Annotated in this window: 18 protein-coding genes; 10 read left to right on the top strand and 8 right to left on the bottom strand. The window is 64.2% G+C overall.

From position 1 onward, the window contains the following. Positions 1 to 459 precede the first annotated feature (459 nt). The 5 genes from IAG25_RS17100 to IAG25_RS17080 all read left to right on the top strand — a co-directional run bounded on the left by IAG25_RS17100 (position 460) and on the right by IAG25_RS17080 (position 8175). Positions 460 to 1458 carry a GlxA family transcriptional regulator gene (locus IAG25_RS17100; protein ID WP_035500959.1) on the top strand — a complete coding sequence of 333 codons (999 nt, stop codon included), beginning with the start codon at positions 460 to 462 and terminating at the stop codon, positions 1456 to 1458. Positions 1459 to 1601: 143 nt separating this feature from the next. After that, entirely contained in the window at positions 1602 to 3131 is a 1530-nt protein-coding gene (locus IAG25_RS17095; protein WP_222946537.1) for a mannose-1-phosphate guanylyltransferase/mannose-6-phosphate isomerase, read from the top strand. 136 nt (positions 3132 to 3267) lie between these two features. Next, the gene (locus tag IAG25_RS17090) at positions 3268 to 4647 is read left to right on the top strand and encodes an undecaprenyl-phosphate glucose phosphotransferase (RefSeq protein ID WP_187605903.1); all 1380 of its coding nucleotides are present in this window, start codon (positions 3268 to 3270) and stop codon (positions 4645 to 4647) included. 50 nt (positions 4648 to 4697) lie between these two features. Next, positions 4698 to 5852: a polysaccharide biosynthesis/export family protein gene (locus IAG25_RS17085; RefSeq protein ID WP_035500925.1), complete on the top strand. Its 1155-nt coding sequence runs from the start codon at positions 4698 to 4700 to the stop codon at positions 5850 to 5852. Between the two features lie 88 nt (positions 5853 to 5940). Then, the gene (locus IAG25_RS17080; protein WP_187605902.1) at positions 5941 to 8175 is read left to right on the top strand and encodes a polysaccharide biosynthesis tyrosine autokinase; all 2235 of its coding nucleotides are present in this window, start codon (positions 5941 to 5943) and stop codon (positions 8173 to 8175) included. 15 nt (positions 8176 to 8190) lie between these two features. On the opposite strand, the gene IAG25_RS17075 is transcribed toward IAG25_RS17080, so the two are convergent. Beyond that, positions 8191 to 8484 (bottom strand): hypothetical protein, encoded by a 294-nt coding sequence (locus tag IAG25_RS17075; protein WP_187605901.1) that lies wholly within the window; start codon positions 8482 to 8484, stop codon positions 8191 to 8193. 196 nt (positions 8485 to 8680) lie between these two features. Here IAG25_RS17075 and IAG25_RS17070 point away from each other — a divergent pair, with 196 nt between their 5' ends. Further along, the gene (locus tag IAG25_RS17070) at positions 8681 to 9139 is read left to right on the top strand and encodes a hypothetical protein (protein WP_187605900.1); all 459 of its coding nucleotides are present in this window, start codon (positions 8681 to 8683) and stop codon (positions 9137 to 9139) included. Between the two features lie 11 nt (positions 9140 to 9150). Here IAG25_RS17070 and IAG25_RS17065 read toward each other — a convergent pair whose 3' ends face one another. Continuing rightward, positions 9151 to 10572: a hypothetical protein gene (locus IAG25_RS17065; RefSeq protein ID WP_187605899.1), complete on the bottom strand. Its 1422-nt coding sequence runs from the start codon at positions 10570 to 10572 to the stop codon at positions 9151 to 9153. Between the two features lie 735 nt (positions 10573 to 11307). Here IAG25_RS17065 and IAG25_RS17060 point away from each other — a divergent pair. After that, positions 11308 to 12003, top strand: coding sequence for a dienelactone hydrolase family protein (locus IAG25_RS17060; RefSeq protein ID WP_035500928.1), 696 nt, complete (start codon positions 11308 to 11310; stop codon positions 12001 to 12003). 61 nt (positions 12004 to 12064) lie between these two features. On the opposite strand, the gene IAG25_RS17055 is transcribed toward IAG25_RS17060, so the two are convergent. From IAG25_RS17055 to IAG25_RS17035, 5 genes are all read right to left on the bottom strand, one after another. After that, positions 12065 to 13174: an MraY family glycosyltransferase gene (locus tag IAG25_RS17055; RefSeq protein ID WP_187605898.1), complete on the bottom strand. Its 1110-nt coding sequence runs from the start codon at positions 13172 to 13174 to the stop codon at positions 12065 to 12067. A gap of 69 nt (positions 13175 to 13243) precedes the next feature. Next, positions 13244 to 14278 carry a UDP-glucose 4-epimerase GalE gene (galE, locus tag IAG25_RS17050; RefSeq protein ID WP_187605897.1) on the bottom strand — a complete coding sequence of 345 codons (1035 nt, stop codon included), beginning with the start codon at positions 14276 to 14278 and terminating at the stop codon, positions 13244 to 13246. Positions 14279 to 14303: 25 nt separating this feature from the next. Then, the gene (locus IAG25_RS17045) at positions 14304 to 15443 is read right to left on the bottom strand and encodes a glycosyltransferase family 4 protein (RefSeq protein WP_187605896.1); all 1140 of its coding nucleotides are present in this window, start codon (positions 15441 to 15443) and stop codon (positions 14304 to 14306) included. 43 nt (positions 15444 to 15486) lie between these two features. Beyond that, positions 15487 to 16293: a glycosyltransferase gene (locus IAG25_RS17040; protein WP_187605895.1), complete on the bottom strand. Its 807-nt coding sequence runs from the start codon at positions 16291 to 16293 to the stop codon at positions 15487 to 15489. Beyond that, entirely contained in the window at positions 16290 to 17552 is a 1263-nt protein-coding gene (locus IAG25_RS17035) for an oligosaccharide flippase family protein (protein WP_187605894.1), read from the bottom strand. The genes IAG25_RS17040 and IAG25_RS17035 overlap by 4 nt, the downstream gene beginning before the upstream one ends. Before the next feature lie 440 nt (positions 17553 to 17992). Here IAG25_RS17035 and IAG25_RS17025 point away from each other — a divergent pair, with 440 nt between their 5' ends. After that, positions 17993 to 19393, top strand: a complete 1401-nt coding sequence (locus IAG25_RS17025; protein WP_187605892.1) for a phosphomannomutase/phosphoglucomutase — start codon at positions 17993 to 17995, stop codon at positions 19391 to 19393. Positions 19394 to 19451: 58 nt separating this feature from the next. Here IAG25_RS17025 and IAG25_RS17020 read toward each other — a convergent pair whose 3' ends face one another. Then, positions 19452 to 19883, bottom strand: a complete 432-nt coding sequence (locus IAG25_RS17020) for a DUF29 domain-containing protein (RefSeq protein ID WP_187605891.1) — start codon at positions 19881 to 19883, stop codon at positions 19452 to 19454. 172 nt (positions 19884 to 20055) lie between these two features. On the opposite strand from IAG25_RS17020, the gene waaC reads away from it, so the two are divergent. Both waaC and IAG25_RS17010 read left to right on the top strand, forming a co-directional pair. Further along, complete coding sequence (gene waaC / locus IAG25_RS17015; protein WP_187605890.1) at positions 20056 to 21051, top strand: lipopolysaccharide heptosyltransferase I; 996 nt, start codon at positions 20056 to 20058, stop codon at positions 21049 to 21051. A 51-nt stretch (positions 21052 to 21102) separates the two neighbouring features. Next, the gene (locus IAG25_RS17010; protein WP_187605889.1) at positions 21103 to 21987 is read left to right on the top strand and encodes a Kdo hydroxylase family protein; all 885 of its coding nucleotides are present in this window, start codon (positions 21103 to 21105) and stop codon (positions 21985 to 21987) included. Positions 21988 to 22013 lie beyond the last annotated feature (26 nt).

Here is a 22013-nt window from a genome sequence, read left to right as displayed (position 1 = left end):
GTCCACTCGACGTTTCAAATCTGAATCAATTTCTTTGATCCGACATGGCCGCCGAAGTGCGTGGCGACCCGCACAGGGCCGTCACTCGGGGCGTCGCGGCCGCGCGAATGTCCGATTTGGCGGCACGGCAATCGAATTGCGCTAAGCCCGCCCGGCAAAGTTTGTATGACAAATCCATTTCCCGTAATACATGCTTTGAAAACGGCATTCCAGAATCTGGGGAGCGATATCAATGTGCGCTCACCCTCACAGCGGAACAGATTCTGTGGTTTAAGCGCGAAAATCTAGAGCACAAAAAAGATTGTCTGCTTATTATTCAAGCCAGCGGATCGATTCCGCCAACACTTCGTTCCAATCGGTCACGGCAACCCGGCGAAGTTCGGGAAAGTCAATTGGTGCGCCGCAATGGCCGAGAAACTCTTCCGCGCCTTCCAGGAAGCAAAGCTGCAGAGGATGACCATGCCTTACGCCACTCTAGAACCCGCTGTCATGGGTTGGACACCTCCCGCGACGAAAGCCTCGCCGACCGAGGTCCGCCAGATCGCGATTTTGCTGTTCGACGGTTTTTCCCTGCTCGGCGCGGGGATCGTCGCGGAGGTCTTCCACATGGCGAACGAGTTCGCGTCGGCGAAGTCACGGCCGGACTGCAGCTACGACGTGCGCTTTCTGTCCGTCGAGGGCGGCAACGTGGCGTGCTCGTCGTCGGTGCGCGTGTGGACGGACGGACTGGACGCGCGCCACTACGGCGGCTTCGACGCGCTCTTCGTCGCGGGCGGCCGCGGCGCCGACGACGCCGCGAAGGACGATCGCATCATCGAATGGCTGCGCCGCGTGCAGTCGAAGACCACGGTCGTGCGCGCGATTTCCGAGGGCCGCAAGGTGCTCGACGCCGCGGGCATCGGCCAGGCGCAGGACTCGCAGGCGCGCTTCAACAACGCGATGCATCTCGTGCGCGACGAGCAGCAGGGCGACGCGGGCGATCGCTACGAGTCCATGAAGGGCGCGCTGCTGATCGTGAAGCGCGATCTGGGCATCGACGTGTCGCGCAGCGTGGCCGAGCGTCTGATGCCCGGCTCCGCCGCGAAGCTCGTGTCGATTCTCGGCGACAGCGGCGCGGCGTCCGCCGGCGACAAGATCCGCGCGGCGGCGCGCTGGTTGCAGGACAACTGTGAGCGGCCGATTTCGGTCGTCGATGCGGCGCAGGTGGCCGCGATGAGCGAGCGCAACTTTTTGCGCCGCTTCAAGATCGAGATGGGCATCACGCCATCCGATTATTTGTTGCAGGCGCGCCTCGCCGTGACCTGCGCGCTTCTGACGGATTCGGAATTGCCGGTCGACAAGATCGCGCGCAGAAGCGGCATGGGTAACGGCGACAGGCTCGCGAAGATTTTCCGCAAGCGTCTTCTGATCTCTCCGACGGAGTACCGGATGCAGAGCAGACGCGAGGCGAACGGCTGACCCGCGTGGAGTGTGACGTGGGCCGCTCTGACGCCGACTATGGCGAAAAGCGTCGGACCTTTGGCCGGACCCGATCGGTTCGGCATTTGATCATTTCCCGGACGGCATTGTCGTTCGAATGAATTTGCAGGCAGGAGTCCTCTATGACGAATGAAGCACGCACGAAAGGTGGGGTGGAGCAGGGAGCAGCAGGTGTGGAGGCAGGCCCGGCCAAGGTGGCCGGGCCGTGCCGCCGCCTCGTCCCTGTGATCCTCGCCGGCGGCTCGGGCACCCGCCTGTGGCCGATGTCGCGTGAACAGTTCCCGAAGCAATTGATCGGTGTCATCGGACATGACTCGTTGTTGCAGGCTACGGTTGCGCGGCTGAAAGGCTTTGCGGGCGACTTCAAGGTGGACGGCGAGCCGATCATCGTGTGCGGCGAGGAGCATCGTTTCACGACGGAAGAGCAGACGCGCGAGAGCGGCGTCGATGCACGCATCATCGTCGAACCGGCGCGCCGCGACACCGCGCCCGCGCTCACGCTGGCGGCGCTCGCCGCGGTGAAGGACGGCGAGGACGCGATCATGGTCGCGATGCCGGCCGATCACTCCATCGCGGACATTCCCGCGCTGCATCGCGCCATCGCGATCGCGGCGGAGCATGCGGAGCGCGGCGTGATCGCGACGCTCGGCATTCCGCCGACGCGCCCCGACACCGGCTTCGGCTACATCCGTCTGGGCGACGCGCTCGACGACGGCGCGCACAAGATCGATCGCTTCGTCGAGAAGCCCGCGGCGGAACTCGCCGCGCAATACGTCGCGGCGGGCACGTACTGGTGGAATAGCGGCATCTTCATCGTGCGTGCGAGCGTGTGGCTCGCGTCGCTCAAGAAGCTCAACGCCGACATGCACGCGGCCTGCTCGGCCGCCGCGCAGGAAGGCGAGGACGACGGCAAGTTCTTCCGGCCGCACGCCGCGCAATTCGGCCGCGCGCCGTCCGACTCGATCGACTACGCCGTGATGGAACACATCGGCACGCCGAGCAAGCCGTGCGACGGCGTCGTCGTGCCGCTCGTCGCGGGCTGGTCGGATCTCGGCTCGTGGGACGCCGTGTGGGACGCGATGGACAAGGACGAGTCCGGCAACGTCGCGAGCGGCCGTGTCGTGTTCGAAGGCGCGACGTCGAGCTATGCGCGCTCCGAAGGCGGACGCCTCGTCGCGTGCGTGGGCACGACCAACGTGATCGTCGTCGAGACGGACGACGCCGTGCTCGTCGCGGACCGTTCGCGCGTGCAGGACATCAAGGGGCTCGTCGCGCGCATTCGCGAGCAGCACGCGCCCGAAGCGGATACGCATCGCAAGGTGCGCCGTCCGTGGGGCTTCTACGATTCGATCGAGCACGGCGAGCGCTTTCAGGTGAAACGCATCGTGGTGTCGCCGGGCTCGAAGCTGTCGTTGCAGATGCATCACCATCGCGCGGAGCACTGGGTCGTCGTGTGCGGCACGGCGCTCGTCACGCGCGGCGAAGAGCAGTTTCTGCTCTCCGAGAACGAATCGACGTTCATTCCGCTCGGCGTGCGGCATCGTCTGGAGAACCCGGGCAAGGTGCCGCTCGAGATCATTGAAGTGCAGTCGGGCAGCTATCTCGGCGAAGACGACATCGTGCGCTTCGACGACACCTACGGACGCCATTGAGCGCTCGAAGGGCAAGGGCATGACGGTTTGAGGCAACTGACTTCTTTGCAACGGCTTTCATTCGAAAAGACGGGCTAAGGCGAGGAGGAGACTGAGGCGGGCGGTAAAGGGCTGATTGCGTTCCGGGGAAAAAAACATGCGCGATTTACAGGGATTGCTCGCGCGTCTGTTCGACGTCGTGATGATCGTCGGCGGCGCGGCAGTGGCGTCGCAAATCAGGTTCGAGTACATCGAGGCTCACACCTATTCGATGGCGTTCGTCGCGTTCGCGGCGGCGTTTTCGCTCGCCCTTTTTCCTGGCTTCGGCGTCTACCAGTCATGGCGCGGCCGCAGCAAGCTCCAGCTCGCCTGTCAGGTCTCGCTCGGCTGGCTCGTCGTGCAGGGCTGCGCGCTCGCGCTGATGTTCTCGCTGCACCGCCTCGATTATGTGTCGCGCCTCTGGTTCGCTTACTGGACCGCGATGTCCGGCGGCCTCATGATCGCCGGGCGCCTCATCACGCACGCGATCCTCGCGCACATGCGCAACGCCGGCCTGAACTTGCAGCAGGTGGCGATCGTCGGCAGCGGCAGGCATTGCGATGCGATCCTGCGCAAGATCGAGCGCTCGCAGGACACGGGCTTTCGCATGCGCGCGGCATTCAACGCGGCGCCGGGCAAGGCGCGGCTCAACACGCGCGTGCCGGTGTACGACGACTTCGACGACTTCGTGAGCTTCGTGCGCACGCAGAACGTGCACGAGGTCTGGCTCGCGCTGCCACTTTCCGAAGAGCCCACGATCCTGCGCTTCGTGAACGAATTCCGCGACGATCTGCTCAACGTGCGCTTCATCCCCGACGTGCGCAGCCTCGCGCTCTTCGAAAGCGGCGTGACCGATCTGCTCGGCCAGCCCGCGATCAATCTCGTCGCGTCGCCGCTGTCGGCATCCGCGCAGTTGCAGAAGGAACTCTTCGACCGCGTGTTCGCGCTCGGCGCGATCATCGCCGTCTCGCCCGCGCTGATCTGCATCGCGCTCGCGATCAAGCTGACTTCGCGCGGGCCCGTGCTCTTCCGGCAAAACCGCAAGGGCGCGGATGGCCGCGTCTTCACCATCTACAAGTTCCGTTCGATGCGCATGCACACGGAACAGGCCGGAGTGCTCCGCCAGGCCACGCGCGACGATCCGCGCGTGACCCGTGTCGGGGCGTTCCTGCGCCGCACCAGCCTCGATGAGCTACCGCAGTTCTTCAACGTTCTGCGTGGCGACATGTCGGTCGTGGGCCCGCGTCCACACGCGCTCGAACATGACGACCTGTATCAGAAGGTCGTATCGGGGTATATCCATCGTTACCGGATCAAGCCAGGCATCACCGGCTGGGCCCAGGTCAACGGTTTTCGTGGAGAAACGGATCGGATCGAAAAGATGGAAGGACGCGTCGCTCACGATTTGTACTACCTGGGTAACTGGTCGTTCGGACTCGATATGAGAATCATCGCCGCAACGATCTTCAAGGGACTACGCCACACCAACGCTTACTGAAGCAGGGGACGACCATTATGCACAACCAACAACAACCGGGCACCAACTCCATGGCCGCCAACACCAACGTGTCGCGTATCTTCCGCCTCACGAGCCTGGCTGCGGCAGCTTCCATCTCCGTGATCCTGACGGGTTGCGGGCTCTCGCCGGGCATGCACATGGAAAAGCCGGCGCAGCTCGTCGAGACGTCGAACGATCAGGGCGATCCGGCCACCACGACCAACATTCCGATCACCACGATCGATGCCGCGCTCGTGAAGAAGATGCGCACCGCGCAGCCTTCCGCGGCGACCGATCCGAACGCGTCGCTCTACGGCAAGCCTGCGCCGTACAAGCTGGGCGTCGGCGACGTGCTGCAGATCACAGTGTGGGATCACCCGGAACTCGTCGCGGCGCTCGGCCAGCCCGCGAATCAGACGCGCACGTCGGATGCCGCGCCTGGCTTCGTCGTCGATGCGGACGGCAATCTGCAGTTCCCGTATGTGCCGGGTTCGCTGCATGTCGCGGGCAAGACCGAGACGCAGGTTCAGCGCGAGCTGTACACGCAGCTTTCGAAGGTCTTCGTGAAGCCGCAGGTGACGGTGCGCGTCGCGTCGTTCCGTGCGTCGCAGGTGTATATCGACGGCGACGTGCGCACGCCGGGCTCGCAGCAGATCAACGACATTCCGATGACGCTCACCGAGGCGATCGGCCGCGCGGGCGGCTTCGCGACGACGGCGGACCAGAGCCGCGTCACGCTGATCCGCGACGGCGTCACGTACAACATCAACATGGCCGGCATGACGGCGAAGGGCCGCAGCCCGTCGGACATCATGCTTCGCCCGGGCGATGCGCTGCGTGTCGATTCGCGCGACGAGAACGGCGTCTACGTGATGGGCGAAGTGACCAAGCCCGCCACCGTGATCCCGATGCGCAACGGCAAGCTCACGTTGTCGGACGCGATCTCGCAGGCGGGCAGCTTCAACCCGGAAACGTCGAACCCGCGCGAGCTGTACGTGATCCGCAACGGCGCGACGGACCAGCCGGAGGTCTACAAGCTCGACGCGCTCTCGCCGGTGTCCATGCTGCTCGCGAACAACTTCGAGCTGCAGCCGCATGACGTCGTCTACGTAGACAACAGCGGGCTCGTCCGCTTCTCGCGCGTGTTGAACCTGCTCTTGCCGGCGATCAACGCGGGTCTGACGGCCGCCGTGCTGACGAAGTAAATGCTTTGACCGCAGGCGTTTGACCGGCGCGCGCGGGGGCGCGCCGGAGCATCATTGTTCGACTCAAAAAATACAAGCGAGCGAGATCATGGCCATGAACTTTGACACGCGGTATACAGACATATCGACAGCCGACGAATTGCGGCTGTCCGATTATCTGGCCGCGGTGATGCGCAACTGGAAGCTCGTGACGCTCGTCACGCTCGCCGTGGTCGCGCTCGGAACCGCCTACGCCTACCTTGCGCCGCCGACCTACAAGGCGGACGCGATGATCCAGGTGGACGAAGCCAGCGGCAACAACGCCAAAACGAACGCCAGCGCCGAGGCGGTGCAGGCGGTCGCGCCGCAACTCACCGATACGAAGTCCGTGACCGCCGCGCAGATCGAGCTTCTGCGTTCGCGCCTCGTCATCGACGATACGGTGCGGCGTCTGCATCTCGACATCGGCGCGTCGCCGCGTTCTTTTCCGGTCGTCGGCAAGCTCGTCGGCAACGTGTTCTCGATGCTGAACAGGCCGGTGCCGCCGGGCTATCTGTCGCGCTTCGCATGGGGCGGCGAAGAGATCGACGTGCCGCTCTTCGACACGCCGAAGGCGCTCTACGACAGGAAGTTCACGCTCGTCGCGGGCGAGCATGGCGCATACGTGCTTAAGGACCCGGACGGCCTCGGCATTCTCACCGGCCACGTCGGACAGGAAGCGTCCGGCATGACGCCGCAAGGTCTCATCACGCTCAAGGTCGACAAACTCACGAGCAAACCGGGCGTGCAGTTCGACCTGCAACGCTTCTCGACGCTCACGACCATCGATCGTTTGCAAAAGCGCCTCACCGTGGCGGAGACGGCATTGCAGTCGGGCATCATCGGCGTATCTCTGGAAGGTAGTAATCCGAAGGAAATTGCGGCGATCGTCAATAACATTGCGAACCGTTATGTGCAGCAGGACACGCAGAAGCGCTCGGCCGAAGCCGAACACACGCTCGCGTTTCTGGAGCAGCAACTGCCGGTCGTGAAGAAGCAGCTCGACGAAGCCGAGCAGCGCTACAGCGCGTTCCGCAACAAGCAGGGCTCGGTCGATCTCTCCGAAGAAAGCCGCCTGCTTCTGCAACAGGTCGTCGACAACAAGACGAAGCTCACGGATTTGCAGCAACAGCGCGCCGAACTCTCGCTGCGCTTCACGGCGAATCACCCGTCGGTGCAGGCGCTCGATGCGCAGATCGCCGCGCTCACCGTCGCGCAAACGCGCCTCGGCAAGAACGTGTCGACGCTGCCCGATACCGAGCAGACCGCGCTGCGCTACATGCGCGACGTGCGTTCGAGCACCGAGCTCTACACGAACCTGCTGAACAGCACGCAGCAACTGCGCATCGCGAAGGCGGGGCAGGTGAGCAACGTGCGCATCGTCGATCTCGCGCAGCCCGCCGACGATCCCGTGCGTCCGAAACGCGCGCTCGTGATCCTGATATCAGCGGGCATCGGACTCGTGCTCGGCATCATCGTCGCGTTCATTCGCAAGGCGCTGTATGGCGGCGTCGAGCGTCCGGAAGACATCGAACGGCAACTGGGTACGCGCGTCTTCGCCATCGTGCCGCGCAGCACGCAGCAGCTTCGTCTGCAACGGCAGGTCGGGATGCGCCGCGAAGGGCTGCACGTGCTCGCCGCGCAGGCGCCGGAAGATGCGGCTGTCGAAGGCATTCGCGGTCTGCGCACCTCGCTGCAACTGCAGCTTTCCGATGCGCGCAACAACGTCGTGATGCTGACCGGCTCGCGTCCGGAAGCGGGCAAGTCGTTCCTCTCGGCGAATCTCGCGACGCTCGTCGCCTCGACGAGAAAGCGCGTGCTATTGATCGACGCCGACATGCGCCGCGGCGATATCCACTCGCACTTCGGCGTGCGCCATTCGCCCGGTCTCTCCGACGTGCTGATGGGCGCCGACGTGATGAGCACGATCCTGCACGACGTACTGCCCGGCGTCGATCTGATTCCGAAGGGCGCGCTGCCTTCTCATCCGGCGGAGTTGCTCGCGAGCGACCGTCTCGGTGAAATTCTCGCCGAGCTGAAGCAGCATTACGATCTCGTGGTCATCGATACGCCGCCGGTGCTCGCCGTGACCGATGCGACCGTGATCGGCAGGCACGCGGGCACGAGCCTGCTCGTCGTGCGGCACGGCAAGAATCAGGTGCAGGAGATCGGCGAAACGATGAAGCGCCTGTATCACGGCGGCGTGCACATGAAAGGCGTGCTGCTCACCGATGTTCCGCAATCGAAGGTGCTGATGGGCAGCACGTACGCCGGCTATTACGGCTACGAAAGCATCGCGGAGTAGAGCCTCCGGCGCGCTTCAATACGGCGACTTGTAGATGTCGCGCGAGCGCGCCGCGGTCGGCGCCGGCGGGTTCAGGCCCGGCGGCGCCGGATAGAGCGCCGCCGCCGCGCTTTTCGGCGCCATCATCGACTTGGCGTCGGCCTTGTGTCCGCTCGGACGCAGCCGCGCGCCGCCCGCGGGATTCCCCACATAACCGTTCTGCTGCGCGAGCAGCTTGTCTGTCGGCGATGCATCGTCGGCATGGGCGGCCGAGGACGCGAGTGCGGTCATCGCCAGCGACAAAAGCGCCGTGCCTAGCGCATGTTTCATGATGTCTCCTCCGGGCTTGTCGGATGCGCTGACGGCGAGTCGCGCACGCATGAACACAGGATATTGCGCGCTGCCGGCCGCCGACGCCAAAAACCATGCACGAGCGGCCATTCACCCGATGCAGCCGAGTTTTACGCGCGACGAGAGCGGGCGTCGTTATAATCGCCGTCCGACCTGGTTTTTAGGCTGTCCGTCCGTGAAAAAGCTCATCGCTCTCGCACTCGCTTCGGTTGTCCTCACCGCCTGCTCGTCCGCCGAGAAGGAGCAGCAGAAGGAACGCACGTTCCTGCTCTCTCAGCAGACGCTCGACGACGCGCAACGCAACGCGACCGTCTCGTGCCGCGACGCCGCGCAATGCGATGCGGCCTGGAAGCTGACGAAGACCTACGTCGCGCAGAATTCGAAGGAACGCCTGACCCGCGCCGACGATGCCGCCATCGAAACCGATATGCCATCGGATTCCGGCAAGCCGGTGTTTTCGGCGACGCGCATCGCCAACGGAAACGGCGCGACGATCTCGCTCTTCGCCCAATGCAAGGACATGTACGGCGATGAACGCGCGCGCGGCTCCGATTTCAACGACTGCGCGACGAAAATCATCTCCGTGCAGAACGGCTTCGCGCAGTATCTGAGGGCGCACCTTCCCGCGCAGTGAACCTGACCGCGCTATTGCGCGGGCAGCGAGCCGGGCGCGCGCGAGGGATTCGCCGGCAGGATTTCCGGTAACGGTTCGTCCTGCGGGCGCATGTCGGGCGGCGTGCCAAACCACGGCGGTCTCTGCGGCGGCTCATACCCGGCCGCTTCGGCGGCGCGCATCTGCATGACGTGCGCGATGCGCGCATACGACGCGACGACGAGTCCGAGCGCGACGCCAAACACGACGCCCGAGAAGCGGTCGCCGAGCGGATTGCCGCCGATCGACGTCGCGGGTAGCGCCGCGAGCACGAAGAGCGCGCGTCCGAGCACGGACAGATGCGGCGCATCGGGCGCGCGATGCCGCCACGCGCGATAGGCCATCGAGCCGCGCCAGAGCGCCCACAGCACGGCGAGCGGCAGCGCGAGGCCGAACAGCAGGCCGCCCGCGAAGAACTGATAGACCCAGAAGTCGTGGCCGGCCGCCCAGATTCTGATCGCGTAGAAATCCTTCTCGCTGATCATGCCCGCGAGATCGGGCAAGTACGACGGCGAGTAGCGATAGTCGTGTCCGTATCCCATGCCGACCATCGTCGAGAGCGTCGAGGATGTCGTCTGATCGACCTGATCCTTCATTTCCGCGAGACGCGCGATCGTGACCGGATCGCGTGCGGCCGGCACGTCCTTCGCGAACGACATGTGCTGCATGAACTGCTGGGCGACGGTCGGGAAGAACGTGGCCGTTGCGGCCGCCATCGCGCCGAGCAGCGTCAGAATCGCGACCGCGCGCAGGCCGGCGGTGAAGAAAGGCCGGATCGAAGGCGCGGCGAGCCACGTCGCGTAAGCGATGAGCAGCACCGTGCCCACAAGCAGGCTGGGCGTGGCGCAGACGATCTCCACGGCGATCGTCGCGAGAAAGAGCAGCGCGGCGAGCTTCGCGATGCGCTGCGCGAAGACGAACTCGTGCAGCAGCAGCCCTTGCAGACAAAGGAACGTGACCGGGACGACATGCATGCTCATGTTCCCGGTTCCTTCGGACATCGCGATGTCGAAGCCGACGCCGAACACGATCGATGCGATCAGCGAGCCGATCATCGCGCGCTCGATCTGTTCGAGGCGCTGCGCATCCCACGGACGGCAGCCGACGAAATAGCCGAGCAGCATCAGCAGGAACGGCAGGATCACGCGCGCGTAGTTGCCCGCGTCGTTGCCTTGCAGCAATTGCGTCGCGACGCTGCCGAAGATCGTAAGCAGAAAGAGCGAGGTGACGAGCGTGCGCATGCGCGAACGGCGCGCGAAGCGCGGCGCGATCAGCAGAATCGCGCAGGCGGCGCCCATCGAGGTCACGGTGAGCAGAATATCGACCGTCCTGCTGGCCGCCTCCACGCCCTTGAAGTCGAATGCGAGCGGAAGCAGGCAAAGCCAGATCCAGATGACGGCGAACTTGTTGCGCATGACGACCCCGGGAACCCCATTTTTTGCGTCGAATATATCAGCGGCTTTTATCGCGCGCCGTCGCGGCGGCGTCAGGCGCCTAGTCTTCGGCGTGAAACGACGGACGCGCATGTGCGCCGCACCACGCATCGTTGGGCGCGTTTCTTCGTCGCGCGCGCCTGTCCGCAAAGCACGGGATTCTGGCGGATCGTCCCCGATTTGCGGACCGAAGATTGAATGGCCGGAAGCGACATGTTCCGGCGTGAGACCACTCAATACGTGCGATGTGCGTGCACGTGCCGATACGAGGTAACCCGGTTTCGGGGTAAGCAGGCCCACGAGGACGCGCGGTCCGCCGCGCGAGCCACTCGACAACAAACGACCCTCGCAGAAGGGAAACGGCATGGGCTTGTTCGGCGCAACACGCATGCAGGAACCCGATCGATCGATACGATTCGATTTCATCCGGGGACTCGCGATCATCGCAGGGACGGGTGGCCCGTTCTCCGCACGCCGAATCCGCGCGATTCAAAGCTGGCGCGCGCGCCGATTTTCGCGTATCAAATAGGTTCCTGCCGCAAGGCAGGCCGCGTTGCGCTTCGTGCATCGATCGCTTCGTCCCCAACGCGCGGAGCTTTCTCCGATAGCCCGTGTCTCATCGTCACACACGCGAATCACACTTCGATTACCGGCCAGGCGCGCGCTCGATCGGGCCTTTGCGCGCTTTCGATTCACGACATCACTCAGGAGACTCCCATGTCCGACAGGCTCAGCATCTCCACGCCCGACGGCAATTTCGACGCCTACGTCGCCTATCCCGCGCAAACGCCCGCGCCCGCCGTGGTCGTGATTCAGGAGATATTCGGCATCAACGCCGACATGCGCGAAACCTGCGACGAGTACGCGCGCCAGGGCTACGTCGCGCTGTGCCCCGATCTGTTCTGGCGGCTCGAACCGAACGTCGAACTGACCGACAAATCCGAAGCCGAGTGGCAACAGGCGCTGAAGTACTACAACGCGTTCGACGTGAACACGGGCGTCGAGGACATCGCGGCGACCATCGGCTTTGCGCGCGGACTCTCGCAGGTGCAGGGCAAGATCGGTTCGGTCGGATTCTGTCTCGGCGGCCTGCTGTCTTTCCTGACGGCCGCGCGCACCGATGTCGACGCATCGGTTTCCTATTACGGCGGCGGCACCGACCAGTATCTCGCCGAGCTGCCGAAGATCAAGGTGCCGCTGATGCTGCATCTCGCGGAAGAAGACGAGTTCATTCCCGCCGACGCGCGCAGTCGCGTGCTCGCGGCGGTGCAAGGGCACGCGAACGTCGAGGCGTTCACGTATCCCGGCTGTCATCACGCGTTCGCGCGCAATCAGGGCGCGCACTACGACGCGGCGGCCGCGCAGCTCGCGAACGGCCGCACCGCGGAGTTCTTCAAAAAGCATCTGACGTAAGCGAGGCCGCAAACGAAAACGCCGCCCGGAGCGGGGCGGCGTTCATCGACACGGAGAGCGCTTACTTCTTCACGGTGTGCGGCCGTCGGAACACGAGCCAGCGCGGCGACTTGAAGCGCACGATGCTCATGTAGAGCCACACATACGTCGCCGCGAACACGACGACGAAGCAGAACAGATGCACCGTGTGCCGCCAGAAGAGCGTCGCGGGAATCACCGCGATCAGGCACAGCAGCCACAGATACGGCGACGTGAGCGAGTTGCGGCGCGTCAGTTCGTGCGCGTTCTTCGCGCCGACGGCCCAGCGCATCAGCCGCTTGTAGACGAGCATATGCAGATGCACGCCGTCGGGAATGCCGGGCGAGATGCCGCGAATGAACTTCTTGCGATAGATCGAGAAACACGTCTCGAAGATCGGATACATGAAGAGCAGTACCGGATACCACGCGGAGACGTCGCGGTTGCGCATGACGAGCATGATGGAGAGCTCGCCCAGCATGAAGCCGACGAAATACGCGCCGCCGTCGCCGAGAAAGATCAGGCCGGCGGGGAAATTCCAGATGAAGAAGCCCATCACCGCGCCCATCATGATGAGCGATCCCGACAGCACGACGGGATCGTGCACCTGGAACGCCACGTAGGCGAGCGACGCGAACATCATGAAGCTGACCATCGACGCGAGGCCGTTGAAACCGTCGATGATATTCACCGCGTTCGCGAGCGCCGCGACGGCGAGCACCGTCACCGCGCAGGAAATGATCGCGTAGGACAGCAGGAAATCGAGCGGCGGCACGCTGATGCGCGTGACCGCGATATTCAGCAACGCATAGGCGAGGCCCGCGGCGGCCATCGTGCAGACGAGGCGGGCGAGCGGCGAGACGCGCTTGGTCAGGTCTTCGATCAGCCCGGAGAGAAACGCCGGCAGGCCGCACGCGACGATGCCGAGAATCCCGCCCGACACGGCCGGATAACTCCATCGCAACTGCACCGCCGATGCGGTCAGCCCGCAAATGATGCCCACGCCGCCGATGCGCGGCACCGGGCGCGCGTGAAACTTCTGCACGCCGGCGAGATCGGTGTCGCCGAGCACGCCTTCCTGCAGGTGTGCGAAGCGCACGATCAACAAGGTCACGAGCAGCGAGATCAGAAAAGCAAGCGCGAAACTAAGCATGAAAATAGAACCGGTTGGGAGAAGCAGCCCCGCATCGCTCGGAACGACGACGCGGGGCGCAGCGAGACTTTACGCGAACCCGTTCGGGTTTTGCGACTGCCAGCGCCAGTGATCCACGCACATGCGTTCGATGCCGTGCTCCGCGCGCCAGCCGATCAGTTCCGCGGCGGCGGCCGGATCGGCGTAGCAGGCGGCGATATCGCCCGGGCGGCGCGGCACGAGCTCGTACGGCACCGGTTTGCCCGACGCCGCCTCGAACGCCTTCACGACATCGAGCACGCTATAGCCCTGGCCCGTGCCGAGATTCACGACGAAACTGCGGTCGAGCGTCTTCAGCGCGTCGATGGCCGCGATGTGCCCGCGCGCCAGATCGACGACGTGAATGTAATCGCGCACGCCGGTGCCGTCGTGCGTATCGTAATCGCTGCCGAACACGCGCAGCCGCTCCAGCTTGCCGACGGCCACCTGCGCGACATACGGCATCAGGTTGTTCGGAATGCCCGCCGGATCTTCGCCGATCAGCCCGCTCTCATGCGCGCCGACCGGATTGAAATAACGCAGCGTCGCGATGCGCCACGACGGATCGGAAACTTCGAGATCGCGTAGGATCTGTTCGGCGATGAGCTTCGACTGGCCGTAAGGGTTGGTCGCCGAAAGCGGAAAAGATTCGTCGATCGGCACGCTCTTCGGCACGCCATAGACCGTCGCGGACGAGCTGAACACGAAGTTGCGCACGTTGCGCTCTTTCATCACCTTCAGCACGGCGAGCAGGCTGCCGATGTTGTTGTTGTAGTACTCGACCGGCTTCGCGACCGACTCGCCCACGGCCTTGAGCGCCGCGAAGTGGATCGCGCCGGTGATCTCGTGTGTGTCGAAGATATGGTTGAGCGCGGCTTCGTCGCGCGCGTCGGCGTGATGGAACGCGACGCGCTTGCCAGCGATGCTTTCGACGCGCTTCAGCGATTCCGCGCGGCTGTTCACGAGATTGTCGATGACCACGACGCCATAGCCCGCGTCGAGCAATTCGACGCACGTATGCGAACCGATAAAGCCCGCGCCGCCGGTGACGAGAATCGTGCCCTTCGTCGGCTGATTACCATTCATCTTTTGCTCTCCCGATTGCATGAAATCAGAGTGAAATGCCTGTAATGGCATGTATTGTGCCCTTGTAGCGTTCGACGACATTCTTTTCGTCGAATTCGCTCGTGACTTTTTCGCGGCCGCGCAGGGCCATCGCCTCGCGCTGGCCGGACGAGAGCGTCAGCATGCGTTCGAGCGCTTCGGCCAGGCTGTCGGCGTTCTTCACCTTGCAGAGAAGACCGTTCACGCCGTCCTCGACGACCTCGCGGCAGCCGGGCACATCGGTGGCGACGATCGGGCGGCCCATCGCCGAGGCTTCCATCAGCGTGCGCGGCACGCCCTCGCGATACGAGGGCAGCACGACGCAATCCGCCGCGGCGACGAGCGGGCGCACGTCGTTGGCTTCGCCCAGATACTCGACGATATTCTCCGCTTCCCACTTCTGCACATCCGTGCGGCTGATCGCGCTGGGATTGTCGACGCCGACCGGCCCGAGCAATTGAAAACGCGCGTGCGGATATTTCGCGCGAATCCTGCGTGCGGCCTCGACGTATTCCGCGACGCCCTTGTCCCACAGGAGCCGCCCGATCAGGATGAAAACGAAGTCCGCGCGCGCGGGCAGCGGCTGAAACGCGAATTCATCGAGATCGACGCCTTCGCCGTGCAGACGCCGCGCGCGCTCCGGATGCGCGAGCAGATTCTCGTGCAGAAAGGCTTCGTGATCGTCGCGATTCAGAAACCACACTTCGCGCGGAAAGCGGAACGCGAAACGGTAGAGCAGCTTCGCGACCTGCGCCGTGCGGCTCTTCTGGATGAAGACGTAGCCGAGGCCCGTGGTCACCGCGATCGACGGCACGCGCGCGAGCATCGCGGCGAGCGAGCCGTAAATGTTCGGCTTGATCGTGTAGTGAAACACGATATGCGGGCGCGTCGCTCGATATTCGCGATAGAGCGCGGCGAGCGTCCTGAAGTCCTGGCGCGGGTCCGTTCCCTTCGATGCGACCGGCAGCTCGACGCAGCGGCAGCCCATTGCCGTGAGCGGCTCGAAGGTGCGATCGCGCGGCGCGATGATCGTCACTTGCGCACCGGCCGCGGTCAGCATGCGCAGCACGCCTTGCCGGTAGGTGTAGATCGCCCACGCCGTGTTGCAGACGAGGGCGATGCGAAGACTCGACATTTCTTTCGTCATCCGGAAGAGCGCTCAACGTGGCGCGAACTGAACATTGGAATTTTCACGCGGAAGACGTGGACTTCAGCAATCGCGCCTTCAGACCACGCAACGCGCGATACGGCAGGACGAGATGCGCGATGCTTTTTGCGACGCCCGCCCAGTCGAGCGGATTCGTCACGCGCAGATGGTGCAGTTGCAGGCGCAGTGTCGACATCACCTGCACGCGCCGCTTCGTCGCGCTGATGCCGCCTTCGTTCAGCTCGTAGAACAGACCGAACTCGGGCAGGTTCGCGCCGTCGTGCCGTTGCAGGAGCCGCAGGATCAGATCGAGATCTTCCGCCGCGCGATAGTCCGCGCGATAGTTGCCCGCTTCGATCACGGCATCGATACGCAGCATCAGCGACGGATGCGTGAAGCACGTGCGCGCGAGCATCGTGCGGCGGATCGCGGCGGGCTCGGTCGGCGGCGTCAGGTCGAAGAGCGGCGCGCCTTGCGTCGAAACGACGTGCGTCCACATGCCCAGCACCGCGACGCGCGAATGGTCCTCCATGTACGCGCGTTGCTTCGCGAGACGGCCGGGCGTCGCCAGATCGCCTGCGTCGATGCGCGCCGCGTAACGTATGCCGCCCGTGGCGAGCGCCGCGATGCCCGCTTCGAGCGCGCGCTCGATGCCGCCGTTTCGCGGCATCCGCAGAATGTCGATGCGCATGCCGTCGATGACGGGCGCGACGATCGGCGGCGTGCTGCCATCGTCGACGATCAGCACGTTCACCGTCGAGGCTTCCCTGAACGATGCGAGCGTGCGTTCGACCTCGGCCTGGCCGTTGAACGCGGGCATCAGCACGGCGACATCGGATAGATCGTTCATGCGCGCAGCCGCAAACGGATGTAGTAAAAATTCACCGACGCCGCCGCGACATAGCCCGCCGCGAGCCCGATCAGCGCGCCGTAGCCTTCGATGCGCGGAATCGTGAACCAGTTCACCGCGAACGCGACGGCCAGCGCGAACAGCCATTTCGACAGCAGCACGTACTTCGCCTGATATTTCAGCACGACGAGATTGCCGATCGCCTCGATGCCCGCTGGCACGGACAGCCACACGGCCCAGCGGAAAATATCGGCGGCGCCCGCGTAGTTCGGGCCGAACACGCGCGCGATGATGAAGCCCGCGAGCGCATCGAGGACGGCGGCGCCCGCGATCATCAGCACGGCGGTCATCGCGAAGAGGCGCACGAGATTGCGCCTGAGGCGCGCGGTTTCCTGCACGCGATAGACGAACGCCGGCGCGATGGTCTGCGAGAGCATCAGCGCGAGCGCGATCCAGTTCTCGTTCAACTGCTGCGCTGCGGAGTAGAGCCCGAGTTCCGCGAACGACACGCGATGCGCGAGCATGAGCCGGTCGAGCTTGAGAAACAGATACATGCAGATGAGTCCGAGCCAGAACACCGTGCCCGCGCTCGCGAAATGTCGGAACAGTGCGCGATCGAAGCGCCAGCCGAGCGTGCCGCCGTGACGGCGCATGTAATACACGATGAGCGCGGCGCTGATCGCCGCGGCTTCGAGCGCCCAGAGCCAGCCGAAACTCGACGGCGCGGCCATCGCGCGCACCAGCGCGAACACGAGCGCCGCCTTGACGATGGCCGCCGCCATGCTCGCGATGAGTTGCGGCTTGCTGTAGGTGAGACTTTGCAGCCACGAATTGACGACGCCGATGAACGGCTCGCGAAAGAGCATCGTGACGGCGAGGCCGGCGAGCATCAGGCCGACCATCGGGTCGGTGCCGCCTGCCGCGATCCGCATCCATGTGACGACGAGCGCGATGATCGAGACGCCCATGCGCAGCACGAACGCGCTGCCGAGCACCGCGCCGGCTTCGGCGGGCGTGCGGTTGACGATCGTCGGCACGAGGATTTCCGCGCCGCAGACCCAGGTGATCGGCGCGATCACGAGCAGGAGCGTGTTCGCGTATTGCCATTTGCCGAAAACGTCGGGGCCGAGATAGCGCGCGAGCAGTCCCGAAATGACGATCGCCACTGCAATCTGCGTGAGCCGTTCGAGCCCGAGCCAGACGATATTGGCGAGCGCGCGGGCGACGTCCGGATTGCCGGAGCGCGTCAGCGCCTTCATGCGGCCGATCCGGCCGCACAGGCGGGCACACGGCGTGCTACCTCAGCCTGACCGCCCTGCAAGTCTGCGTGTTCGGTCAAGTTTTGTGTGTTTGCACGCAGACGCGCCTCATTCGAAGGCATCGAGGCGAAAGAGCGTTTGAGCATTGGATTAGAATGAACGCGCAGGCTTTGAACCGCCGCGCGCAACCACGAGAGCGCCGAAAGACAGCGATTATAAGTGCGATCCGCGGCTTGCCCGTTGCGCTGGTTTTGCATCCAGTTGCTTCCAATTGTTTCTTTCGTGTTGATTTGACAGACGCATAGGCAGAATTCGTACGTCATCTGGCAGTCGTTCACGCGCCTCGCACGCTGCATGGCGCGCCAACCGTCACGACCTGCATGCCCTCATGGCTGCATCGCCGAGAAACCATCAATTAATAGAGAAGAGGTAGCCATCTCATGAGCCAAGTATCCCAATCCATCTTCAAGGCCTACGACATTCGCGGCATCGTCGGCAAGACGGTCGACACGGATGTCGCGAAGAGCATCGGCCAGGCATTCGGCAGCGAGATCAAAAGCCAGGGCGGCGACTCGGTCGTCGTCGCGCGCGACGGACGTCTCTCCGGCCCCGAACTCGTCGGCGCGCTTTCCGAGGGCTTGCGCGCGGCGGGCGTCGATGTCGTCGATGTCGGCATGGTGCCTACACCCGTCGGCTACTTCGCGGCGAGCGTGCCGCTGCCGTTGCCTTCGGGCGAGCGTCGCGTGGATTCGTGCATCGTCGTGACGGGCAGCCACAATCCGCCCGACTACAACGGCTTCAAGATGGTGCTGCGCGGCGCGGCGATCTACGGCGACCAGATTCAGGGCTTGTACAAACGCATCGTCGATAGCGACTTCACCACGGGCGAAGGCACGTACACCGAGTTCGACGTATCGCAGATCTATCTCGATCGCATCGTGTCGGACGTGAAGCCGGTACGCGGGATGAAGATCGTCGTCGATACGGGCAATGGCGTCGCGGGCGGCCTCGCGCCGAAACTGTTCAAGGCGCTCGGCTGCGAACTCGTGGAACTGTTCACGGACATCGATGGCACTTTCCCGAACCATCACCCGGACCCGGCGCACCCGGAAAATCTGCAGGACGTGATCAAGGCGCTCAAGGAAACGGATGCCGAAGTCGGCTTCGCATTCGATGGCGACGGCGACCGTCTCGGCGTCGTGACGAAGGACGGGCAGGTCATTTATCCGGATCGCCAGCTGATGCTGTTCGCGCAGGAAGTGCTGTCGCGCAACAAGGGCGGCCAGATCATCTATGACGTGAAGTGCACGCGCAATCTCGCGAAGTGGGTGCGCGATCAGGGCGGCGAGCCGGTGATGTGGAAGACCGGCCACTCGCTCGTGAAGGCGAAGCTGCGCGAAACCGGCGCGCCGCTCGCGGGCGAGATGAGCGGCCACGTGTTCTTCAAGGACCGCTGGTATGGCTTCGACGATGGCCTGTACACGGGCGCGCGCATGCTCGAAATCCTGTCGCGCGTGGCGGATCCGAGCAAGCTGCTCAACGATCTGCCGAATTCGCTATCGACGCCTGAGTTGCAGCTTAAGCTGGAAGAGGGCGAGAACTTCGAGCTGATCGCGCGTCTGCAAAAATCGGCGAAGTTCACCGGAGCGGACGATGTGCTCACGATCGACGGATTGCGGGTGGAATATCCGGATGGGTTCGGGTTGGCGCGCTCGTCGAATACCACGCCGGTGGTCGTGATGCGTTTCGAAGCGGATAACGACGCGGCGTTGAAGCGGATTCAGGAGGATTTTCGTCGTGTGATTCTGGCTGAGAAGCCGGATGCGAAATTGCCGTTTTGAATGGTCTTGTCCGTAGATGACAAAGCGGCACGGTTTTTCGACCGTGCCGCTTTTTTTGTCACTCCGGATAGAACTCGGTCGACAGGATTTGTGCTGTCGACCAGGGAAGATTCTCGGGGAACAGGTCGAGTCCGGTTTCTTCGACGGCTTTGGAAACGGCGTCAGCCCAGGTTCCGGTCAGCCAGTCCGGGTCGGCCAAAGAGTTGCGAAGACTCGGCGTTTTCTGCAACGCGACGCCCACCGCGCGACGTTGCTCCCTGATCGTGCGTTGCCAGCTCGAGCCGCGGCGGCCGGGTTGATATTGCCACTTGAGCAGATGAGCCAACAGCACCGCCATGCGGCTCGATAGTTCGCGTTGTTCGCTCTTGCCCACGTCTTCGATTTCCTCTGCGATGTGCTCGACGTCGATCGCCGAGAACTTCCCTTCTCGCAGCAGGGCAGCTTGTTCCCGCGCCCACGCCACTACGTCTTGTTCGTAACGCGTTCCCATCGCGTACTCCTCTTGTCGTCGGATTTGCCCGGACTTCGACATGTTACCGGCTTTTTTCCGGCCCAAATCGCCCCGAGCGTGACGATCTGTGTCCGTTCAGCAAGCAAGCCGCGCTAAAATCCCCGTTTCCCTGCTCACCGCGCAGCGCCCTCCCGCGCCTCCCCACCCCAGCGTGCAAAAGATCCTGATCGTCCGCGTGTCGTCGCTCGGCGACGTCGTCCACAACATGCCGGCCATCGCCGACATCCTCCGCCGCTATCCCGATGCGCAGATCGACTGGCTCGTCGAGGAAAGTTTCGCAAGTCTCGTCGAACTGGTGCACGGCGTGCGCCGCGCGATCCCGTTCTCGCTCAGGCGCTGGCGCCGTGGGTTCGCATCGCCCGAGAACTGGCGCGAGATCGGCAAGTTCAAGCGCGAACTCGCCGCCGAAAAATACGATCTAGTCATCGACTGTCAGGGTCTCATCAAGACCGCGTGGGTCGCGAGCTGGGCGCGCGGGCCGCTCGTCGGTCTCGGCAATCGCACCGACGGCGCGGGCTACGAATGGCCCGTGCGCTTCTTTTACGACCGGCGCGTGCCGATCGAGCCGCGTACCCACGTCGTCGAACGCACGCGGCAACTCGTGGCGGCGGCGCTCGATCTGCCGAAGCCGCAGATGACCGACGACATCGACTTCGGCATCGACACGCGCCGCGCAACGCTCGCCGTCTCCGAGCTCGGGCTGAATCTGCCGGTGCCGTATGTCGTGTTCGTGCACGCCACCTCGCGCGCCGACAAGCAATGGCCCGAAGCCGCGTGGATCGAACTCGGGCAGGCGCTCGTTACGCGCGGCGCGTCGATCGTGCTGCCGTGGGGCAGCGACGCCGAACGCGCGACGAGCGAAAAGCTCGCGAAGGAATTCGGCGCGGCCGCGATCGTGCCGCCGAAGCTGTCGCTGCCCGCGGTGGTCGGACTGATCGACGGCGCGGCCGCGACCATCGGCGTCGATACGGGCTTGGTGCATATTGCCGCGGCGCTGAAGCGCCCGACCGTCGAGTTGTACAATTTCTCGACCGCATGGCGCACCGGCGGCTACTGGTCGCCGCAGGTGGTCAATCTCGGCGACGCGAGCCGGCATCCGACGCTTTCCGAAGTCAAGGCCGCGCTCGCGGGCTTCGGCCTGCTGTAGCGTGTCCTTCGCGCGCCGCGCCGTGCTCGGGCAACTCAAGGTCGTAGACACATGACGGAATCTCAAATCATCGAAGTCGCGTCTGGCGATTGGCAGGGAAAGAATCTTTCCGTGCCGCGCGAGACGCTCCTTGCCGGCGTCGAAAACGGCAAGGTGCTGTATTTCCCCAATCTGCGTTTTCCGATCGAAGGCGGCGAACTCGCGCTGCTCGATCCGAAGATCGCGGACCCCAAACGCAAGAACATCAGCCTCGCGCCCAACGGCGGCGCGCTGAACGGCGTGCTCGGCGAGAACGTGACGCAGTCGGCGGTGCGCTCGCTCATCAAGCGCTATCAGGATCACGCGCGCTCGCTCGTCGATGGCCTTTTCCCCGAATACGATGGCAAGCTGCGCGTCGCGCCCACGAGCCTCAGGCTGCATCAGGTCGAAACGCGAGAGACATCCTGGCGCAAGGACGACAGCCGCCTGCACGTCGATGCGTTCCCGTCGCGCCCGAACTACGGCGAGCGCATTCTGCGCGTGTTCACGAACATCAATCCGCAAGGCGCGCCGCGCGTATGGCGCGTCGGGGAACCGTTCGAGGACATGGCCAAGCGCTTCCTGCCCGGCATCAAGACGCAGATGCCCGGCTCGGCATGGCTCATGAATCTGCTGCACATCACGAAGTCGCCGCGCAGCGAGTACGACCACCTGATGCTGCATCTGCATGACGCGATGAAGGCCGATCTCGACTATCAGAAGACCGCGCCGCAGGAGGCGATGCCGTTTCCGCCGGGCTCGGTGTGGGTCTGCTTCTCCGATCACACTTCGCACGCCGTGATGTCCGGCCAGTTCATGATGGAACAGACCTTCTTTTTGCCCGTCAAGGCGATGGCGCGCCCCGATTGCGCGCCGCTCGGCATTCTCGAGCGCCTGAAGGGCAGGGCGCTCGTTTGAGCGGCGCCGCTTCCCCGGGCGCATCG

Origin of the sequence: Caballeronia sp. EK (genome assembly GCF_014384845.1) — a bacterium.
GTDB lineage: Bacteria > Pseudomonadota > Gammaproteobacteria > Burkholderiales > Burkholderiaceae > Caballeronia > Caballeronia jiangsuensis.
This window is presented reverse-complemented; position numbering and strand designations above follow the sequence as displayed.

What these genes read in the sequence shown, in the direction of transcription:
- IAG25_RS17025 (WP_187605892.1), top strand. Translation starts at nt 17,993, where the DNA reads ATGAGCCAAGTATCCCAATCCATCTTCAAGGCCTACGACATTCGCGGC.
- IAG25_RS17075 (WP_187605901.1), bottom strand. Translation starts at nt 8,484, where the DNA reads ATGAAACATGCGCTAGGCACGGCGCTTTTGTCGCTGGCGATGACCGCA.
- IAG25_RS17065 (WP_187605899.1), bottom strand. Translation starts at nt 10,572, where the DNA reads ATGCGCAACAAGTTCGCCGTCATCTGGATCTGGCTTTGCCTGCTTCCG.
- IAG25_RS17045 (WP_187605896.1), bottom strand. Translation starts at nt 15,443, where the DNA reads ATGACGAAAGAAATGTCGAGTCTTCGCATCGCCCTCGTCTGCAACACG.
- IAG25_RS17010 (WP_187605889.1), top strand. Translation starts at nt 21,103, where the DNA reads ATGACGGAATCTCAAATCATCGAAGTCGCGTCTGGCGATTGGCAGGGA.
- IAG25_RS17095 (WP_222946537.1), top strand. Translation starts at nt 1,602, where the DNA reads ATGACGAATGAAGCACGCACGAAAGGTGGGGTGGAGCAGGGAGCAGCA.
- IAG25_RS17100 (WP_035500959.1), top strand. Translation starts at nt 460, where the DNA reads ATGCCTTACGCCACTCTAGAACCCGCTGTCATGGGTTGGACACCTCCC.
- IAG25_RS17090 (WP_187605903.1), top strand. Translation starts at nt 3,268, where the DNA reads ATGCGCGATTTACAGGGATTGCTCGCGCGTCTGTTCGACGTCGTGATG.
- IAG25_RS17080 (WP_187605902.1), top strand. Translation starts at nt 5,941, where the DNA reads ATGGCCATGAACTTTGACACGCGGTATACAGACATATCGACAGCCGAC.
- IAG25_RS17060 (WP_035500928.1), top strand. Translation starts at nt 11,308, where the DNA reads ATGTCCGACAGGCTCAGCATCTCCACGCCCGACGGCAATTTCGACGCC.
- galE (WP_187605897.1), bottom strand. Translation starts at nt 14,278, where the DNA reads ATGAATGGTAATCAGCCGACGAAGGGCACGATTCTCGTCACCGGCGGC.
- IAG25_RS17020 (WP_187605891.1), bottom strand. Translation starts at nt 19,883, where the DNA reads ATGGGAACGCGTTACGAACAAGACGTAGTGGCGTGGGCGCGGGAACAA.
- IAG25_RS17035 (WP_187605894.1), bottom strand. Translation starts at nt 17,552, where the DNA reads ATGAAGGCGCTGACGCGCTCCGGCAATCCGGACGTCGCCCGCGCGCTC.
- IAG25_RS17085 (WP_035500925.1), top strand. Translation starts at nt 4,698, where the DNA reads ATGGCCGCCAACACCAACGTGTCGCGTATCTTCCGCCTCACGAGCCTG.
- IAG25_RS17055 (WP_187605898.1), bottom strand. Translation starts at nt 13,174, where the DNA reads ATGCTTAGTTTCGCGCTTGCTTTTCTGATCTCGCTGCTCGTGACCTTG.
- IAG25_RS17040 (WP_187605895.1), bottom strand. Translation starts at nt 16,293, where the DNA reads ATGAACGATCTATCCGATGTCGCCGTGCTGATGCCCGCGTTCAACGGC.